The organism is Rhizobium indicum, from assembly GCF_005862305.2.
Lineage (GTDB): Bacteria > Pseudomonadota > Alphaproteobacteria > Rhizobiales > Rhizobiaceae > Rhizobium > Rhizobium indicum.
In genome coordinates this window covers 37,559-54,575 of record NZ_CP054025.1, presented here as the reverse complement: position 1 = coordinate 54,575, position 17,017 = coordinate 37,559, and the positions used below count along the sequence as shown (strand labels likewise).

Annotated in this window: 18 protein-coding genes and 1 pseudogene; 11 read left to right on the top strand and 8 right to left on the bottom strand. The window is 60.2% G+C overall.

All coding sequences use genetic code 11. From position 1 onward, the window contains the following. The first annotated feature begins 106 nt into the window (after window positions 1-106). Window positions 107-2,122: a polysaccharide biosynthesis protein gene (locus FFM53_RS33625; RefSeq protein ID WP_138389990.1), complete on the top strand. Its 2,016-nt coding sequence runs from the start codon at window positions 107-109 to the stop codon at window positions 2,120-2,122. A 27-nt stretch (window positions 2,123-2,149) separates the two neighbouring features. Here FFM53_RS33625 and FFM53_RS33620 read toward each other — a convergent pair whose 3' ends face one another. The 3 genes from FFM53_RS33620 to FFM53_RS33610 form a co-directional block, all read right to left on the bottom strand. Further along, on the bottom strand, window positions 2,150-3,424 hold the full coding sequence (locus FFM53_RS33620) for an O-antigen ligase family protein (RefSeq protein WP_138389991.1): 1,275 nt from the start codon (window positions 3,422-3,424) through the stop codon (window positions 2,150-2,152). Between the two features lie 322 nt (window positions 3,425-3,746). After that, window positions 3,747-3,998 carry a hypothetical protein gene (locus FFM53_RS33615; protein ID WP_138334297.1) on the bottom strand — a complete coding sequence of 84 codons (252 nt, stop codon included), beginning with the start codon at window positions 3,996-3,998 and terminating at the stop codon, window positions 3,747-3,749. Window positions 3,999-4,054: 56 nt separating this feature from the next. Then, window positions 4,055-4,459, bottom strand: a complete 405-nt coding sequence (locus FFM53_RS33610; protein WP_138389992.1) for a DUF2934 domain-containing protein — start codon at window positions 4,457-4,459, stop codon at window positions 4,055-4,057. Window positions 4,460-4,734: 275 nt separating this feature from the next. Between FFM53_RS33610 and FFM53_RS33605 the strand changes: the two genes are divergently transcribed. Beyond that, window positions 4,735-5,457 (top strand): GntR family transcriptional regulator, encoded by a 723-nt coding sequence (locus tag FFM53_RS33605; RefSeq protein WP_138389993.1) that lies wholly within the window; start codon window positions 4,735-4,737, stop codon window positions 5,455-5,457. A gap of 43 nt (window positions 5,458-5,500) precedes the next feature. Next, entirely contained in the window at window positions 5,501-6,688 is a 1,188-nt protein-coding gene (gene uxuA / locus FFM53_RS33600) for a mannonate dehydratase (RefSeq protein WP_138389994.1), read from the top strand. An 82-nt stretch (window positions 6,689-6,770) separates the two neighbouring features. Here uxuA and FFM53_RS33595 read toward each other — a convergent pair whose 3' ends face one another. Further along, entirely contained in the window at window positions 6,771-7,418 is a 648-nt protein-coding gene (locus tag FFM53_RS33595) for a TetR/AcrR family transcriptional regulator (RefSeq protein WP_062941813.1), read from the bottom strand. A 135-nt stretch (window positions 7,419-7,553) separates the two neighbouring features. Between FFM53_RS33595 and FFM53_RS33590 the strand changes: the two genes are divergently transcribed. Together FFM53_RS33590 and FFM53_RS33585 are read left to right on the top strand one after the other, a co-directional pair. Further along, window positions 7,554-8,738 carry an HlyD family secretion protein gene (locus FFM53_RS33590; protein ID WP_138389995.1) on the top strand — a complete coding sequence of 395 codons (1,185 nt, stop codon included), beginning with the start codon at window positions 7,554-7,556 and terminating at the stop codon, window positions 8,736-8,738. Window positions 8,739-8,763: 25 nt separating this feature from the next. Beyond that, window positions 8,764-10,353: a DHA2 family efflux MFS transporter permease subunit gene (locus tag FFM53_RS33585; RefSeq protein ID WP_138389996.1), complete on the top strand. Its 1,590-nt coding sequence runs from the start codon at window positions 8,764-8,766 to the stop codon at window positions 10,351-10,353. Between the two features lie 48 nt (window positions 10,354-10,401). Here the strand turns inward: FFM53_RS33585 and FFM53_RS33580 are convergent, their stop codons facing one another. Further along, entirely contained in the window at window positions 10,402-11,271 is an 870-nt protein-coding gene (locus tag FFM53_RS33580; protein ID WP_138389997.1) for an aldose 1-epimerase family protein, read from the bottom strand. Between the two features lie 104 nt (window positions 11,272-11,375). Then, on the bottom strand, window positions 11,376-11,705 hold the full coding sequence (locus tag FFM53_RS33575) for a DUF6665 family protein (protein WP_138389998.1): 330 nt from the start codon (window positions 11,703-11,705) through the stop codon (window positions 11,376-11,378). A 201-nt stretch (window positions 11,706-11,906) separates the two neighbouring features. Here FFM53_RS33575 and FFM53_RS33570 point away from each other — a divergent pair, with 201 nt between their 5' ends. The 4 genes from FFM53_RS33570 (at window position 11,907) to FFM53_RS33555 (ending at window position 14,957) form a co-directional block, all read left to right on the top strand. Next, a complete protein-coding gene (locus FFM53_RS33570; protein WP_138389999.1) occupies window positions 11,907-13,529 on the top strand; it encodes an ABC-F family ATP-binding cassette domain-containing protein in 1,623 nt (540 codons plus the stop codon). 99 nt (window positions 13,530-13,628) lie between these two features. Next, the gene (locus FFM53_RS33565; RefSeq protein ID WP_138390000.1) at window positions 13,629-14,021 is read left to right on the top strand and encodes a VOC family protein; all 393 of its coding nucleotides are present in this window, start codon (window positions 13,629-13,631) and stop codon (window positions 14,019-14,021) included. Window positions 14,022-14,102: 81 nt separating this feature from the next. After that, a complete protein-coding gene (locus tag FFM53_RS33560; protein ID WP_012759904.1) occupies window positions 14,103-14,693 on the top strand; it encodes a hypothetical protein in 591 nt (196 codons plus the stop codon). Between the two features lie 99 nt (window positions 14,694-14,792). After that, window positions 14,793-14,957 (top strand): DUF1328 domain-containing protein, encoded by a 165-nt coding sequence (locus tag FFM53_RS33555; protein ID WP_003549551.1) that lies wholly within the window; start codon window positions 14,793-14,795, stop codon window positions 14,955-14,957. An 82-nt stretch (window positions 14,958-15,039) separates the two neighbouring features. On the opposite strand, the gene FFM53_RS33550 is transcribed toward FFM53_RS33555, so the two are convergent. Together FFM53_RS33550 and FFM53_RS33545 are read right to left on the bottom strand one after the other, a co-directional pair. Next, window positions 15,040-15,399 carry an EF-hand domain-containing protein gene (locus FFM53_RS33550; protein ID WP_017997076.1) on the bottom strand — a complete coding sequence of 120 codons (360 nt, stop codon included), beginning with the start codon at window positions 15,397-15,399 and terminating at the stop codon, window positions 15,040-15,042. Between the two features lie 20 nt (window positions 15,400-15,419). Next, window positions 15,420-15,668, bottom strand: a complete 249-nt coding sequence (locus FFM53_RS33545) for a glycine zipper 2TM domain-containing protein (protein ID WP_003552191.1) — start codon at window positions 15,666-15,668, stop codon at window positions 15,420-15,422. Between the two features lie 588 nt (window positions 15,669-16,256). Between FFM53_RS33545 and FFM53_RS33540 the strand changes: the two genes are divergently transcribed. Next, entirely contained in the window at window positions 16,257-16,778 is a 522-nt protein-coding gene (locus tag FFM53_RS33540; RefSeq protein WP_017957594.1) for a DUF992 domain-containing protein, read from the top strand. A gap of 77 nt (window positions 16,779-16,855) precedes the next feature. Then, a pseudogene (locus FFM53_RS33535) lies at window positions 16,856-16,978 on the top strand (GNAT family N-acetyltransferase); the annotation flags it as partial. Window positions 16,979-17,017: the final 39 nt, after the last annotated feature.

The window sequence follows — 17,017 nt, the reverse complement described above, 5'->3', positions numbered from 1 at the left end:
GATAAGCGGGGCGGGGGACCTTACTTTCCGATTATTTCAGTTGCGCTCGTTGCAGAAAATGACAAGAAGGTGGTTGTCTGATTGATCCGCGAGACGCTGGTAAGCAATGCCCGAAAATACCCCCACTGAGACGCCGCGCTCAGGATGGTTCTTAATGCCGATGCAAGCGCTCGTCGCCCCTCTGCTGGCGATGCCGCGGGTTGCCAAACGCGCTCTGGCATTGCTGCTGGATTCCAGCTTTTGTGTTCTGACGATCTGGCTGGCCTATTGTTTCCGCCTGAACGAATGGACGGTGCTGACCGGCGTGCAATGGTTGCCGGTCGTCGTTTCACTGTGTATGGCCCTTCCCATCTTCATCGTCATGGGCATGTATCGGGCGATCTTCCGTTATGCCAATATGGCTGCTTTCATTACTGTTCTGAAGGCGATTGCGATCTACGGCGTCGCCTTCATGACGATATTTACAGCACTCAGCGTCCCCGGTGTTCCGAGAACCGTCGGCATTCTCCAGCCCTTCCTTCTGTTGATTGCGATCGGGCTGTCGAGGTTGAGTATCCGCTACTGGCTCGGGGATGCCTACCAGCGCATCCTTCACAAGAATATGCTCGCCAAGGTGCTGATCTATGGGGCAGGGACGGCCGGGCGGCAACTGGCCGGTGCCTTGATCAACAGTGCCGAACTCAATGTCGTCGGCTATCTGGATGATGATCCGCGTCTCAAGGGCGGCGTCATGGGTGGTTTACCGATCTACGACCCCTCGGATCTTCCGGTGCTTGCCGAATCTCTCGGCGTGCACAACGTGCTTCTTGCTCTTCCCTCCGCATCGCGGCAGCGTCGCAACGAAATCCTGGAGCACATCCGTAAAGCCAGGGTCAATGTTCGCACGTTGCCGGATCTCACTGCCCTGGCTCAGGGACGCATCGCCGTCTCCGACATCCGAGAGCTGGAGATCGAAGATCTGCTGGGAAGAGAAGCGGTCGCGCCGCGCCAGGAGCTACTCGACAAGTCGATGCGCAACAAGGTGGTGATGGTCACCGGTGCTGGCGGCTCGATCGGCGGCGAGCTATGTCGTCAGATTTTGCGCACCGGGCCTTCCAGCCTCATCCTCATCGATCAGAACGAGTTTGCGCTTTATAATATCCATGCCGAATTGCAGAAGCTGGCCGAACTGTACAAATACGAAAATATGCAGATCGTCCCGATCCTCTGTTCCGTCCGCGATCAGGATCGCATGGAACATGTCATGCAGAGCTGGCGACCTCAGACGCTCTATCATGCAGCCGCTTACAAGCATGTTCCCCTTGTCGAACACAATGCCGTGGAAGGCATCAAGAACAATGTGATGGGTACGCTGGTCGCGGCACGCGCGGCGAATAAATGCGGCGTCTCGAATTTCGTGCTGATCAGTACAGACAAAGCCGTGCGTCCGACAAATGTGATGGGCGCCAGCAAGAGGCTGGCGGAGATGGTTCTGCAGGCGCTCGCGGCAGAATCGGCGACCGACAGAATGCGAACGAATTTCTCCATGGTCCGTTTCGGAAACGTCCTCGGCTCCTCCGGATCCGTCGTGCCGCTTTTCCGGCAGCAGATCAAGGACGGCGGCCCGGTGACGCTGACACATCCTGATATAACTCGTTATTTCATGACCATTTCGGAGGCTTCTCAACTCGTCATACAGGCCGGCGCGATGGCCGAGGGCGGAGATGTCTTCCTGCTCGACATGGGAGAGCCGGTTCGCATCGCCGATCTCGCCCGCAAGATGGTCGAGCTTTCCGGGCTGGCCGTCCGTGACGAAGACAATCCCGAAGGCGATATCGAGCTGTCCGTTACCGGCCTTCGGCCCGGCGAGAAGCTCTTTGAAGAACTGTTGATCGGGGATAATCCAGAAACAACCGAACATCCTCGGATTATGAAGGCGCGCGAGGATTTCCTGTCCTGGCCCGAGTTGTCGAGAAGGCTCAACGCGCTCAACGCGGTGTTGGACCGGAACGATATGATCGCTGCACGTGCGACATTGGCGGAGCTTGTTTCCGGCTATTCGTCGACGGGTGAGGTCTCGGATCTGGCTTTCACCGGCGCCGAGCCAATACGGCTACCTCAGACAATTCAAAGCACGCTGTAGGGTCTGCAGACTCAAGGGCGCCAGACGTCAGCTCCGAACGACTGGTGCAAAGCCCGTGCTGCCGCGATCCGCACAAATAAGGGCAACCATGTAGGCGAAGATCGGATCCAAAGCTTTCTGATTGAACATGATGCCAAAGCTGCCAGTTATGACGTAGCTGCTGACAAGTAGAAGAGCGAGCGCGATCGCTAAATCCCGGCCCGGTCCCGCTTCTTTTCTCCACGCGCCGATCACGGGCGTCAGCAGCATCAGCGAAAGCGCTGCAATGCCGAAAACGCCGGCGTCGATTCCCGCGGTCAGAAAGCCGTTATGGACATGCGAGTAAGGCAGTTGCGGCCTTATATTATCGGGAAGCTCTGCCAAAACCGAAGCCATCCGGTTTTGCGGGCCATAACCCGTCAACGGGTCCTTACTAATTGCCGATAGTGCGCCTTTGTACAAGGCGAACCGGGCACTCAGCGACGTGATCTCGCCGTCGGTGCGTTCGAGCGATGTCAGATTTTCCTGAAGCGCCTGGATGCGATGGAGGATCTGGCCGCTGCCCAGGGTGATAAGTCCCGCCAACAGCAAGGAGCTGGTAATAGCCAGGCTGCGCAAACTCAGATGGAAGCTGTGTTTGCGAAAATACCAGAGAAAGATGACGATATGGACGGGAATGACCAGCCAGGCCGAGCGCGTTCCGGAAAGCAGAACGCAGCCTAGACCCGCGGCATATCCCAATATCGCAATTCTTTGCTCCACGCTTCTGGGAGATTGAATGTTGAGAAGCGCAATGCCGCCGAACAGAATGCCTATCACGCCGAGGAGTGCAGCGTTCGACGTTCCAGCCTCTGCCCTGTCCATCAGAAACATGATCTGCAGAAGGCTGAAAAGAAAGGTGACGATCATGCCGATGCCTGCGCCGAGGATAAAGAGCGGCACGAGACGACCATCGGGAGATTGCCGCATCCGCGGCAATATCAGCCAGATGGAAAAGAAAGGCAGGAGCCGGAATATCCAGTCCGGTACTTCGGAGTAGGGCGGATTGATGAAGATGCTGGCGATCATCACCAGCGGGTAGATCGACATGCCAATGGCAACCAGCCGGTCGGATTTCGAGAGGTTCAAGACGAGGCGGCCCGTCGCCAGACAGTAGATGCCCCACACCATCGACGCGAGGAGGATGAAGGAGTTAAAGTTCGGCGAAAGCCCTGGAAGGATTGCAAAGAGAAAGACGGCAATGCGGTTGTTTCGGTCGAGTGCGCTTCCGGCCTCGTCCCCCGGATAAAGCACTGCCATCTTGAGTTGTCTGAAATAATTCACGTTGCCGGTCCTGACCGTGTCGATGCTGCCTCGCTAAGGATCGTGATCACAGCTGTCAAGCTGTGATCATGGTGCAATCTATGGCTTCATTCGACGTGGTATTCCGGCAACAGGCGTCTGGCCAGACTTGGTTCTGTTCGATGATGGGGGGCAAATAGGTACGACGGTAAGGCCGGCTTCAACAGAAAACACGTCTGAGGTGCGGGCGTGATGTGAAGGTTTGATAGCCAGCAGCCGACGAGCGCACCGAAAGAAAGAAGGCGGCATCATCGGGATCGGCGAAGACCGATGCATGCGCCTCGTTGAAATGACGCGGCTGCCGCTATCGCCAATATGGCCGTGTCGAACCTTCCGCCGAGGATCGACCAAGGAGATAGCCAAGCCCGAATGCGACAATGCCGGTGGTGAGCAGCAATGCGCTTGCGGTATGCGGGTGCTCTCTGGCACCGAAGGCGACGGCATAAGCCTCACGTTTCATCTCTTTGGCCGCCGACTTCGCGACCTTGGTCAGTCCCTCCGGCTGCTCGCCGGGTGTGCCGGTGAAGCCAGCGTTCAAGTTCTGTTTGTCGACCATGTCGGGGACCTTTCTGAAATTGGCGCGCGGTCTGAAATTGGCGCGAGGCGGAAAGTTCAATCCTGCTCGCGTGTGCCGGGGGAGGCTTCGCGTTGATCGGCGTCCTCGAGATCGGTCTTGACGAGGAATGCATCCGTATGTTCGCGCGAGGCCTCTCGCAATGCTGCGAGGTTTGGAGGATTGTCGGCTTCGCCCTGCTGCGCATCGAGTTCATGTTCGGCCAGGGTCCAGTGATGCCCGTGCTTGCCTTCCGGCTTCCCTTCCTTCTCCCACAGGGAATAGGCCCTTCTTTGGATCTCCTCCTCGCGGCTGGCTGCCGGCGATCCGCCGCTCAGCCTGTCGATTTCCTTTGCGGCTCGCCGAACCATCTTCCGTCTGCCTGCGTCCGCGGCAGGTGGAGTTTTCGGCTGGGCGCCGTCAGTCGTATTTTCGCTTGTCTTGCGTCGTGCTGGTTTTTTCATGAGGGTCTCCTTGCGGATCTCAACCAACTTGGACGATCTAAGTTCCAAACAAAGAGTGCCTCGGCGTAGAGATGGGCTTTCCATTTCCGCGAGGTTTATGCCGTTTACCCGCGCTTTCACACGGTAATTGCCGTTCGATGTTTTTGCCTCGAGTCCGCGGCCCGCGGGTCGACTTGCTCAATTCGCGAAGCGCCGAACCTTGAGCGGCATGTCTTGGCACGGCGATGAAATTGATATACTAGTATGCCACTGAGTTTCAGCGTCCCGGTATATCCATGCAGCAAGCATCAGAAGTCGAAGTTTTGGTCGTCCCGACGTCGCGGGAGGCCGGGGGCAGGCTGCGCCGTATCACCACGGCTGGCGCCATCTACGATCGCCTCTATGCCGACATCGTGTCGCTGCGGATGCCGCCCGGCATGCTGCTGCAGGAAAAGCGGATCGCCGATGATTTCGGCGTCAGTCGCACGCCGGTGCGCGAGGCGCTGCTCCGGCTTTCCGAAGGCGGACTGGTCGATATCTACCCGCAGTCGGGCACCGTCGTGTCGCGGGTGCCGGTCTCGGCAATCCCTGAGGCGGTCGTCGTGCGCAAGGCGCTCGAAGGCGCGACCGTCGAGGCTGCGGCTTTGACCGCGACGGCCACCGATATCGCCCGTCTCGACGCCATCATTGCCCGCCAGCAGGCCCATGCCGCGACCGGCAATGCCTCGAGCTTCCATGAGGAGGATGAGGCCTTCCATGAGGCGATCACGCAGATATCGGGTTATCCCGGCATCTGGGCAATCCTGAAAACGGTCAAGGTGCAGATCGACCGGGCGCGGCGCCTGACTTTGCCGGTGCTTGGGCGCACGGATAATGTCGTGCAGGAACACATGATCATCCGCGATGCGCTCGCCGCCCATGATGCGGCGGCTGCACGCAGCGCCATGACCCATCATCTGAGTGCCGTCATTCCCGATGTCGACGAATTGCGCGCGCGTTACCCCGATTATTTCTGCTGACGGCAGGCCAACACGAACGAAAAGCGAGAGGGAAGGAAGAAGGATGCGACAGGGTTGGAGATGGTTCGGACCGGAAGCGCCGGTGACGCTGGATGATGTCCGCCAGACGGGCGCGACGAATATCGTCTCTTCGCTGCATCAGGTGCCGATCGGCAGGGCCTGGACGGAGAAGGAAGTGCGCGAACGCCAGGCTCTGATCGAGACGACGCCCGGCGACCGCTCGCCGCTTGTCTGGTCGGTCGTCGAGAGCATCCCGATTCCCGATGCCGTCAAGCGCAAGGGCGGGGAGGCGAAGGCCGAAATCGAGGCGTGGATCGCCAGCCTCGAAGCGGTCGCCGCCTGCGGTATTCCGATCGTCTGCTATAATTTCATGCCGGTGGTGGACTGGACCCGCACCGAACTCGATTTCGTGACGCCGACCGGCGCCACCGCCATGCGCTTCGACCACGAGCGTTTTGCAGCTTTCGATCTCTTCATCCTGGAACGGCCGGATGCGGCGCAGCACTATTCTAGCGAAGACCGCGAACGAGCGCGTATCGTATTCGAAGCGATGACGGACGACGAGATCGCCGATATCACCCGCATCATCACCTCGGCTCTGCCGGGGTCGACCACCGAACCTCTGACCATTCCGGCTTTCCGCGAAAAGCTCGTCGCCTATAGTGGCATCGATGCCGCAAGACTGCGCCGGCACCTGATTGAATTCCTGGAGGCGGTGACGCCGGCTGCCGAAGCCCGGGGTGTCAAGCTGACGCTGCATCCCGATGATCCGCCGCGTTCGCTGTTCGGCCTGCCGCGAATCGCCTCGACGGCGGACGACTATGCCGCTCTCTTCGATGCGGTGCCATCGGCGGCGAACGGCATGTGTTATTGCACCGGCAGCCTCGGCGTGCGCGCCGAAAACGACCTGCCGGCGATCGCCCGACGCTTTGCCTCGCGCATCCACTTCGCCCATCTGCGTGCCACGACGCGCGAGGGTGACGGCCGGACATTCCATGAAAGCGCGCATCTGGAAGGCGACGTCGATATGGTCGCCGTTCTCAGCGAACTGGTCGCGGAAGACCGCCGCCGCAGTCCCGAAGACACCATCGTGTTCCGATCGGACCATGGCCATCGCATGCTCGACGACCTCGACAAGGTCGTCACACCAGGCTACCCGGCCATCGGCCGCATGCGCGGCCTCGCCGAACTGCGCGGCATCCTGCATGCGCTGGGCGCTCCGCCAAACTGAGGGTGGACGCAAAAAACTGCCGCGCATTTTTGCTGGAATTGCTCCAGCGAAAATCATCGCGCTCTGAAGCCTGAGCGATGCTTCAGAGCGCGCAACCCTTCAAGAACAGATCGGTGCACATCTTCGCCCGCGCCGCAATCGTTTCGATCTTCGGCGGCGGCTCCTGGCGCAGCATCGCGGCACGCTGCGGCTCCATGATCATCATCCCGCGCAGCATGCCGCAGGCCGCATGCGGATCATCAAGGGCAATCAGTCCACGATCGATCTGCTTGTGCAGCCAGTTCTCCATCAGTGTATTGGTCCTGACGACTGCCTTTTCGTAGAAGGCGTTGGCGATCTCGGGGAATCGATCAGACTCGCTGATGACCAGCCGGGTCATGGTGATCGTATCGACCGAAAGCGTCAGCATGCCATAGGCCATCAGCATGCGTTCCAACCCTTGCCTGAGATCGGCCACGGCGAGTGTGCCGGGGTCAAGCGCCAACAAAAAACGCTCCGTGCGCTCCGTGATCATCTCTGAAAAGAGATCTCCTTTCGTCGGAAACAGGCGGTAGAGCGTCTTGGTCGAAATGCCGGCCTCCTGTGCGATCGCAGCGATGCTAGCCGCGGCATAGCCATTCTCGTGGAACTGCCTGTTTGCCGCCTCGATGATCACGCTTCTCGTATCCTCGTCGCAGCGGACTTGCGGGCGTCCTCGCGGCTTCTTCTCGATTTCGTGATTTTGGACCATGGCAATTTTCCAAATTCTTATTGACATCTATTTTCTAATGCATATTTTGGAAAATATCAAGTTTCCTAAAGTGCATTTCATTCGAATTCAGAGGCCGCAGCCCAAGTGACGGCGACCGTCATTAGGAGAAAGACAATGACCATTAAGTCGCTGCATGCCTTGAACAACAATACTGCCGTCGAAAACACTGCCGAAGCCGTACCGGCAAGCCTGGACGCCGGCCAGCCGCCGCGCGTCGCGGAAGCTGCCGCCACCGTTGCCGAGGAAAAGCCCACGCGCGGGCGCGGCGGCCGCTCCCTGCTTCTCGGCGCCACCGCGCTGGTGCTGATCGCCGCCGGCGCCTATTACGGTCATGATTACTGGACGGTCGGCCGCTTCCATATCTCGACAGACGATGCCTATGTGAAGGCCGACAACAGCACCATCGCCCCCAAGGTTTCCGGCTATCTCGCCGAGGTGCTGGTCATGGACAACGAGACGGTGAAGGTCGGGCAGCCGCTCGCCCGCATCGACGATCGCGACTTCAAGGCGGCCCTCGATCAGGCCAAGGCCGATGTCGCCGCGGCCGAAGCTACCGTCAACGCCAAGCAGGCTTCTCTCGATATCCAGCAGTCGACGATTGCCGCCGCCCGCGCGACCGTCGACGTCGACCGCGCCAATGAGACCTTTGCCGAGCAGAACAACAAGCGTTATTCGAACCTCGCCACCAGCGGTTATGCCCCGGTTCAGACGGCGCAGCAGGCCGCCGCGCAGATCGCTGCCGCCCAGGCCTCGATCGTGCGCGACAGCGCCTCGCTCGATGCCGCCGTCAAGCAGGTCGACCTGCTGAACGCCGAGCTTGCCCAAGCGAGAGCGGCCCTTGCGCGAAGCCAGGCCGTCCAGCACCAGGCCGAACTCAACCTCTCTTATGCGACGATCACCGCGCCCGTCGACGGCACCGTCGGCAACCGGACGCTACGCGTCGGCCAATATGTCCAGGCCGGCACTCAGCTGATGTCGGTCGTACCGACGACGGCTGCCTATGTCATCGCCAACTACAAGGAAACCCAGCTCACTGACGTCCAGGCCGGCCAGCCTGTCGATATCGAGGTCGATATGTTCCCGGGCCGCACCTATCACGGCCATGTCGACAGCCTCGCGCCGGCAAGCGGCCAGGAATTCGCGCTGCTGCCGCCTGACAACGCGACCGGCAACTTCACCAAGGTCGTCCAGCGCATTCCTGTGAAGATCGTGCTCGACGGTGACGCCGCCGCAAACGGCGACCTGCGCCCCGGCATGTCCGTACAGCCAAGCATCGATACCAAGAACGACCGCAGCTAGTGCCGGGGGACGAGGAGTTCGTGTCATGCCCACCATCGCAGCAACAGCCATCGCCGTTCCGCAGCCGAAAACCGGCGCCAGCACCAGAGACTGGATCGCCGTTCTCGCCGGCATGATCGGTGCCTTCATGGCGATCCTCAACATCCAGATCACCAATGCCTCGCTTCTCGACATCGAGGGCGGCATCGGAACAGGCGTCGATAACGGCGCCTGGATCTCCACCTCCTATCTGATTGGCGAGATCGTCGTCATCCCGTTGACGGCCTATTTCAGCAACGTCTTCTCTTTCCGCCGCTATATCCTCGTCAATTCCGTCCTCTTTCCGCTGTTTTCGATCGCCTGCGCCTTCGCGCATGATCTCGGCACGATGATCGTGCTGCGCGGCCTGCAGGGCTTTGCCGGCGGCGTGCTGATCCCCATGGCTTTCACCATGGTGCTGACTAAGCTGCCGAAGTCGCAGCAGCCGCTCGGCCTGGCGATTTTCGCGCTCTCGGTGACCTTCGCACCGGCGATCGGCCCGACCATCGGCGGCTACCTCACCGAAAATTACGGCTGGCAGACGATCTTCTTCATCAATGCCATTCCAAGCGCCATCATGGCGGTCGCCCTTGCCCTGACGCTCGACAAGCAGCCGATGCAGCTCGGCCTGCTGAGGGAAGGCGACTGGGCGGGGATCTTCACCATGGCCATTGGTCTGTCGGCGCTGCAGACGGTGCTCGAGGAAGGCAATAAGGAGGACTGGTTCTCCTCGCCCTTCATCGTCAAGCTCAGTATCCTTGCCTTTGCCTTCCTCGTCGCCTTCATTTGGATCGAGCTCACGGTGAAGAAGCCGCTGGTCAAGCTCAGCCTGCTGAGGCAGCGCAATTTCGGCATCGGCGTTGCCGTCAACGTGCTGGTCGGCGTCGCCCTCTTCGGCACCGTCTACATCCTGCCGCAATATCTCGGCCAGGTGCAGCGCTACAATGCCGAGCAGATCGGCAACGTGCTGGCCTGGACCGGCCTGCCACAGCTGCTTTTGATCCCGCTTGTCCCGATGATGATGAAGCGCTTCGATGCGCGGTATATCGGCTTCCTCGGCATCTCGATCTTTGCGATCAGCTGCTTCATGAACATCACGTTGTCAGCCGATACCGCCGGTGACCAGTTCTGGATTCCGAACATCATCCGCGCCATCGGCCAGGCCCTGGTGCTGACGCCGATCACCGCCATCACCACCGCCGGCATCGCGCCTTCAGATGCGGCCGCTGCCTCGGGCCTGACCAACATGCTGCGCAATCTCGGCGGCGCCGTCGGCACGGCGATGCTCGGCACGGTGCTGACCAAACGCGAGCAGTTCCACTCGAACATCATCGGCCAGTCGGTAACGCTCGGCCGCGACGAAGTCCGCACCCGTCTCGACCAATTGACAGCCTACTTCGTGCAGCATGGTGTCTCCGACCATGCCGTCGCAGCCCAGAAGGCCGTCGTGGCGCTTGGCCAGGTCGTCAAACGCCAGGCCCTGATCCTCGGTTTTGCCGATACCTTCGCCGTCATCGGCGTGGTTCTTGCCGTTGCAGCCGTCGCCCTGCTGCTCACCCAAAAACCGCGGGCCGGCGGTGGCGCCGGCGCTCATTGAAGATCCCTGGCGCTCGCCCGGCTTCCCGGCGAGCGCTTCTGTCTATCCCTATTCCGGAATTTTGACCGTGAAGGCGAAGCTCGCCATCGCGCCCGGCGCCAGGATCGTGGTCGACGGCCTCTTCGACAGCTCGCTCGAACCTCCGGCTTCCGCAGCCATTCCATGCCAGGGCTCGACGCAGAGGAAGGGCGCGCCCGGCTTGGTCCATAGCGCAAGGTTGGGCAGGTTTTCGAAATGGAATTGCATGGTCGGCCCGCCTTCGGCGCCGTAACTCAAACCTTCGCCCGCACCATCAGGGAAAATCATTGCATCTTGTTCGAACATCGAATGATCCAGCACCAGCCGGCCGGCAGCGAATGGCGAGGGCAGGGCCGCTGGATTGATGAGGCCGCCTTCCAGCCGCACAAGCGCCGGCTCGCCTTTATTGTCGAGCATGACGATATGGTCGCGCCCGGCAGCATCGGGCAGCGGCCAGGCGAAGGCCGAATGGAATCCGAGGCCGAACGGCATCGCCTTCTGGTCGCGATTGGTAACCTCGGCGGTGACAGTCAACGCGCGGCCTTCGACCGCATGCACCAAGGCCAGCTGAAAATCGAAAGGATAGACCGCTCGCGTCGCATCCGAGGCGGCCAGTTCGAACCGGCACATCGTCTCAGTGGAGGCCGCAAGCACGAATTCGCTGCGGCGGGCAAAGCCATGCTGGGCCATCGGATAGACCGTGCCGTCGATCGCTATCTTGTCATCCGGCGCCTTGCCGACAATCGGAAACAGGATCGGCGACCGCCCGGTCCAGAAGGCTGCATCGCCGGTCCATAACCAGGAGCGCCCGTCGCTTGACGTGAGCGCCTGCATCTCGGCGCCGAGGGAGGAGACATCGACGGTGAGATCCTGATTCCCGATCCGGATGGAGATTGGCATCGCGTTTCCTTTCGCATTGGTTCGGCAGCCAGCCATACCGTTCCGAACCGGGGATTTCCACAGAATAGAGGGCGCGACGGCGGCCACACCAGCCATCGCCCTCGTTATTTCCGCATTGCGCCCAATCTCGCGATCACTTCGTTCGGGATGCCGTAGCGCTGAATGGCGTCGCGGTTGTTCCGCAACCCGCAGATCTCACGCTGGATGAAGAACGCCCAGACGGCATCGGACGCTTCGTTGAGAAGCTTCTCGCGGTCTTCGGCGCTTTGGCGGTCGGGAGTCCATGCCTTCAGAGCGGCAAGTGCCGCCTCCACCTTCAGCCCGTGACGTCCGAGAGAATCGGCTCGTTCCGACATCAGCTCGTATTCGAGGACGTTGAAGCCGTTTTTATCCTGCTCGGATTGTCTGAAGGACTGTGGCGGACGAACGCTCATTGGCACAGGTCTCCGTTGGCGTGAGCCGCGATATTATCCGATCCTGTTCCAAATTAAAGAAGGTGAGCATGATGTCGTTCGAAAACCGCTCGCGCCTTTCGGCATGATACTCTTGATCGAGAGGGTGGGAACAGGGCTATCCTGCGGTTTCCCCGCATGGCATAAGCGCGCCAAAATCTCCTTCTCCAGGCGCCTCGCACCATGATCCGTATCGAAAATATCAGTAAGCAGCTAAGCCACCGCATCCTCTTCATCGAGGCGTCCGCAGCGCTCAACAGAGGTGAGAAGATCGGTCTCGTCGGCCCGAACGGTGCCGGTAAGACGACGATCTTCCGGATGATCAATGGCGAAGAGCAGCCCGATGAAGGCCAGGTCTCCTGTGAGAAGGGCGTCACCATCGGTTACTTCAATCAGGACGTCGGCGAGATGGCCGGCCACAGCGCCGTCGCCGAGGTGATGAACGGCGCCGGGCCGGTCAGCATTGTTGCCGGCGAATTGCGCGATCTGGAGGCGGCCATGGCTGATCCCGAACAGGCCGACAACATGGAAGAGATCATCGAGCGCTACGGCGAGGTACAGGCGCGCTACGAGGAGCTGGACGGTTATGCGCTCGAGGGGCGCGCCCGCGAAGTGCTCGCGGGCCTCAGCTTCAGCCAGGAGATGATGGATGGCGATGTCGGCGCGCTGTCGGGCGGCTGGAAGATGCGCGTGGCACTTGCCCGCATCCTGCTCATGCGCCCCGATGTCATGCTGCTCGATGAGCCGAGCAACCATCTGGATCTGGAAAGCCTGATCTGGCTGGAGGAATTCCTGAAGGGTTATGAAGGCGCGCTGCTGATGACCTCGCACGACCGCGAGTTCATGAATCGCATCGTCACCAAGATCATCGAGATCGACGGCGGCGCCTTGACGACCTATTCCGGCGACTATGAATTCTACGAGCAGCAGCGGGCGCAGAACGAGAAGCAGCAGCAGGCCCAGTTCGAGCGCCAGCAGGCGATGCTCGCCAAGGAAATCAAGTTCATCGAGCGCTTCAAGGCACGCGCCTCGCATGCCTCGCAGGTGCAGAGCCGGGTGAAGAAGCTGGAGAAGATCGACCGGGTGGAGCCGCCCAAGCGCCGCCAGTCGGTCGCCTTCGATTTCCAGCCCGCACCGCGCTCCGGCGAGGACGTGGTCAGCCTGAAGGGCGTCCACAAGAAATACGGCAGCCGAAGCATCTATGAGGGGTTCGACTTCGTCGTGCGGCGCCGGGAGCGCTGGTGCATCATGGGCATCAACGGCGCCGGCAAATCGACGCTGCTGAAACTGGTCACGGGCACCGCCCAGCCTGACGAAGGCAGCGTCGCTCTCGGCGCCAGCGTCAAGATGGGCTATTTCGCCCAGCACGCCATGGATATTCTCGACGGCGAGCACACCGTCTTCCAATCGTTGGAGCACCAGTTTCCCCAGGCCGGGCAGGGGCCTTTGCGCGCGCTGGCCGGATGCTTCGGTTTCTCCGGCGACGATGTCGAGAAGCGGTGCCGGGTCCTGTCAGGCGGCGAGAAGGCGCGGCTGGTCATGGCGATCATGCTGTTCGACCCGCCGAACCTGCTGGTGCTCGACGAACCGACGAACCATCTCGACCTCGACACCAAGGAAATGCTGATCAAGGCACTGTCGCAATATGAGGGCACGATGCTGTTCGTTTCGCACGATCGGCATTTCCTGGCAGCACTCTCCAACCGGGTGCTGGAGCTGACGCCCGAGGGTGTCCACCAATATGGCGGCGGCTACACCGAATATGTAGCGCGCACCGGCCACGAGGCGCCCGGCCTGCGAAGCTGACGGTTTTTTGCGCAGCATGTCGAAACCGTCAGCGTCGAATCGACAAGCGGAGAGCAGGCCAGCGATATCGGTTGGCCGCTCGAAGCAACGGAGGAGAAAATGCCCATGCTGTTGGATCGGATCGAGGTCGTCACCCTGTTCGTCGATGATATCGACGAGGCCAAAGCGTTCTACCAAAAGGTCTTTGCGCTCGACGTCGTTTATGAAGACGCGGTATCCTCTGTCCTGAAATTCTCGGGAACGATGATCAACTTGCTCGATGCAGCGCAGGCGCCTCAGCTGGTCGAGCCATCCGCCGTGTCAGCACCCGGTTCGGGCGCACGCATCCTGCTGACGATCAAGGTCGATGACGTCGATGCGGTTTGTGCAGAACTGCGCAAACTCGGGGTCATGCTGCTCAACGGTCCGATCGATCGTCCATGGGGCCGCCGCACCGCGGCCTTTGCCGATCCGTCGGGCCATGTCTGGGAGGTCGCGCAGGAATTGCGCTAGGCGGCTGTTGCTTGCCGTCATTGGCCGTAGGGACATGCCGCTTCTTCCAAGCGAAGAGCGGATTCGACGGCTATTGCCACGATGATGACCAAATTCCGTGGTGTTCGGAGGCCTCTTCATGCAATCGGGGACGGGCGCATCGGCATGGACTGGATCAATCGTTATATCGATCAGCCGCTACTGCACGGCGCGGCGGGTTTGTTGCGGAGTTGGCATCTCCGCACGCGGCAACCGCCGGAACTGCTGGAGCCGACATGGAATCTCGTCGTGCTCTCCTTTCTGCTGATCGCGAGCGGGCAGGTTATGGCCGGCAAACCTTTTGCGCTCAGTGTCGCCGCGCTGATCATGCTGGCGCTGCCGTCTGCGCGAAAGCTGCTTTCGGCTGTGAAGGCAGGGCAAGGCGGTTACGGCGCCCGGGAGTACAAGTCGCTGAGAGCGCGGGCCATCGCCAAACGTGAGGCGGAGTGGTCGGTGCGGATCATCGTCCTCTTTGCATCGGCCTGCCTTCCGTTCATCGCCCGCATCGACGATCCGGTGGGAGCCTGTTTCATGTTGGGAGCCAGCATCTGGTTCGTGCTGACCGGGCCGCTCAAGGCCTATCTCGATGCAGCCGAACCTCCCGAGCCGAATGAAGGCGACCGGACGTACAGCGGCGCCTTTCATTTCGGCTGAAGGGAGCCGATGCGACGCCGCATGCCCCGGCCATCAGACGGACGGGAACCAAATGCGGCCGTCTCCGTTATCTCCGCAGCAACGTACAAGGAGATTGCGATGCTTTACTACGCTCTGGTGTTTCTCGTCGTGGCCTTGATTGCCGGCGTCCTCGGATTTGGCGGCATCGCAGGGGCGTCAGCTTCCATTGCCCAGGTTCTGTTCTTCATTTTCCTGGTGCTGTTCGTCGTATCGCTCGTCATGCGACTGATGCGAAAAGTATAGTGCGGACAGATTAAAGTATAAAAACCCGGCGAAGCACATCGCCGGGTTTTTCTTTATTGCCACATTCGGTTTCATGTCTCCGTCACTGAAGGCTTCCGTCCCGGTCGTGGTCGGCTGTCGCGAAATCCGCCATCACCCGCTGCATGAATTCGCTTCGGCTGATCCGGCCGTTATGGTTCGCGTCAGTCAAAGTGAATTGCTCGACCGTCAGGATCTGCACCGTCTCGTCGGACTGCAGGCTGCCGTCCTTGTTCTTGTCGAGACTTCCGAAAGCCGAGCCCATGAAGGTCTCGTATTCCGATCGGTCGACGGTCTTGCTGGTATTTGCGTCAAGCCGATCCATCTGGCCCTGATACATTGATCCGGGCTGTTGCTGTTGTTGCGCCACTGCCCCAACGCATTGGCACAGTATGAATGTGGTCACCAAAGCCAAAGTTTTCATCGCTTGATATCCCTCCCCAATTATCGGCAAGCCAGACGGTTGCCGACGTAACCGCCGCCGCCGATCCCGGCGCCGACAGCAAGCACCTGCCCGGTTCCGGCGCCGATCGTGCTGCCGATCAAGCCACCGACAATCGCGCCGCCGACGGTTCCGGCGATGCAGCCGAATTCGGAATTACGATCCGAGACGGCCTGCGACGTCGGGCCGGACTGGCAGGCGGAGACGGCAAGGCATCCCGCCAGTATGATGTTTGTCCTGCGTATACGCATCTTTCCCTCCCGATAAATTACCCGTTATCTCCAATAGAGATCGGCGGGCGTACGATTGTCCGGCCCCCGCGAAAATATCGCCTGATTATATTTCTCAAATTCAGACTTAGTTTCTGTTCGAACAGAAGCAGAATTCCGGAAAACAAGCGGAAATTCTGCGGCAATGCCAAGCAATCATGCCGTTTCCTCTCCAGTTGCACTGCTGCATGGAGAGTATCTTCGAACAGTACAGCTATCTATACGGCATGGCAACCTGCGCGATCATCGATCGCCTATCCAGAAAGGTGCCTGCGATGTGCATGATGCCGCTCGTCGAGAGCTGACGGCGATCACGATCGTGCCTTTCCGGCAACCATCCCTGACAACATCGTGAAATAACCGGATGACGCGAAAAGATGCCTTCGAAATGTCCCAATGGGAGCTGAACCGTAAGCGTGTTTATCGCTTGCGCCCTCCCAGGCGCTTTGACATGCGATGCGTAAATGATGCCGGTTCGGGATCGTTTTGCGGTTCCGTCCGTTATCTGTTGCCGAATCTGGTGGCGAGTAGCCGGGTATGCTCCCGTCACGATTTGAGAAGGAGAGACTTATGAACAAAATTCTTGCGACGGCTTTTGCCGCGGTATCGTTGACGTTTGTCGGCGCTGGGGCGGTCAATGCCGCCGATCTCGGCACCAGGACATATGAAGAGCCGGACCTGCGCAATGGCGTGAAGATCGGTTACCTCACCTGCGATATCGGCGGCGGCACGGGTTACGTGCTCGGTTCCTCCAAAGAGGCCGACTGCATCTTCCAGTCGACCGTCGGCAACGAACTTTCGGATCGTTATACGGGTGAAATGAGAAAGCTCGGCATCGACCTTGGCTTCACCACGCGCAGCCGGCTGATCTGGGCCGTGTTCGCGCCGACGGCCGGCTATCACCGCGGATCGCTCGCCGGCCTCTATGTCGGCGCCACCGCCGAAGCGACGCTCGGCGCCGGTGTCGGCGCCAATCTCCTGGTTGGCGGCACCTCCGGTTCCATCCATCTGCAGACGGTCAGCCTGACCGGTCAGCTCGGCCTCAACGTTGCGGCCGGCAGCGCCTCGATGACGCTCACACCAGCGAATTGATATGGCCTTTTTGACGTCCCCTGCCGCGACGCGGCAGGGGACGTTATCTCGTCTGAGGCTCGATTTCGCACCCTCGCATGCCCAAGCCGGATCACGACATGATGGATATTCGAATGGCAACGCCCGGCGAGGACGAGATCCTGGTCGGGCGCTATCTGAAGATCTGGGATATCTACGGCACGCCGCCGGAGCACTATAGAGGGCGAGCGTTGGTTTCCCATCAAACTAAGCTACTGGAT

Coding starts and splice junctions, on each gene's coding strand:
- FFM53_RS33610 (WP_138389992.1), bottom strand. CDS start 4,459: ATGAAAAAACCAGCACGACGCAAGACAAGCGAAAATACGACTGACGGC.
- FFM53_RS33565 (WP_138390000.1), top strand. CDS start 13,629: ATGCCCATGCTGTTGGATCGGATCGAGGTCGTCACCCTGTTCGTCGAT.
- FFM53_RS33595 (WP_062941813.1), bottom strand. CDS start 7,418: ATGGTCCAAAATCACGAAATCGAGAAGAAGCCGCGAGGACGCCCGCAA.
- uxuA (WP_138389994.1), top strand. CDS start 5,501: ATGCGACAGGGTTGGAGATGGTTCGGACCGGAAGCGCCGGTGACGCTG.
- FFM53_RS33615 (WP_138334297.1), bottom strand. CDS start 3,998: ATGGTCGACAAACAGAACTTGAACGCTGGCTTCACCGGCACACCCGGC.
- FFM53_RS33590 (WP_138389995.1), top strand. CDS start 7,554: ATGACCATTAAGTCGCTGCATGCCTTGAACAACAATACTGCCGTCGAA.
- FFM53_RS33625 (WP_138389990.1), top strand. CDS start 107: ATGCCCGAAAATACCCCCACTGAGACGCCGCGCTCAGGATGGTTCTTA.
- FFM53_RS33550 (WP_017997076.1), bottom strand. CDS start 15,399: ATGAAAACTTTGGCTTTGGTGACCACATTCATACTGTGCCAATGCGTT.
- FFM53_RS33570 (WP_138389999.1), top strand. CDS start 11,907: ATGATCCGTATCGAAAATATCAGTAAGCAGCTAAGCCACCGCATCCTC.
- FFM53_RS33545 (WP_003552191.1), bottom strand. CDS start 15,668: ATGCGTATACGCAGGACAAACATCATACTGGCGGGATGCCTTGCCGTC.
- FFM53_RS33585 (WP_138389996.1), top strand. CDS start 8,764: ATGCCCACCATCGCAGCAACAGCCATCGCCGTTCCGCAGCCGAAAACC.
- FFM53_RS33555 (WP_003549551.1), top strand. CDS start 14,793: ATGCTTTACTACGCTCTGGTGTTTCTCGTCGTGGCCTTGATTGCCGGC.
- FFM53_RS33575 (WP_138389998.1), bottom strand. CDS start 11,705: ATGAGCGTTCGTCCGCCACAGTCCTTCAGACAATCCGAGCAGGATAAA.
- FFM53_RS33560 (WP_012759904.1), top strand. CDS start 14,103: ATGATGACCAAATTCCGTGGTGTTCGGAGGCCTCTTCATGCAATCGGG.
- FFM53_RS33540 (WP_017957594.1), top strand. CDS start 16,257: ATGAACAAAATTCTTGCGACGGCTTTTGCCGCGGTATCGTTGACGTTT.
- FFM53_RS33580 (WP_138389997.1), bottom strand. CDS start 11,271: ATGCCAATCTCCATCCGGATCGGGAATCAGGATCTCACCGTCGATGTC.
- FFM53_RS33605 (WP_138389993.1), top strand. CDS start 4,735: ATGCAGCAAGCATCAGAAGTCGAAGTTTTGGTCGTCCCGACGTCGCGG.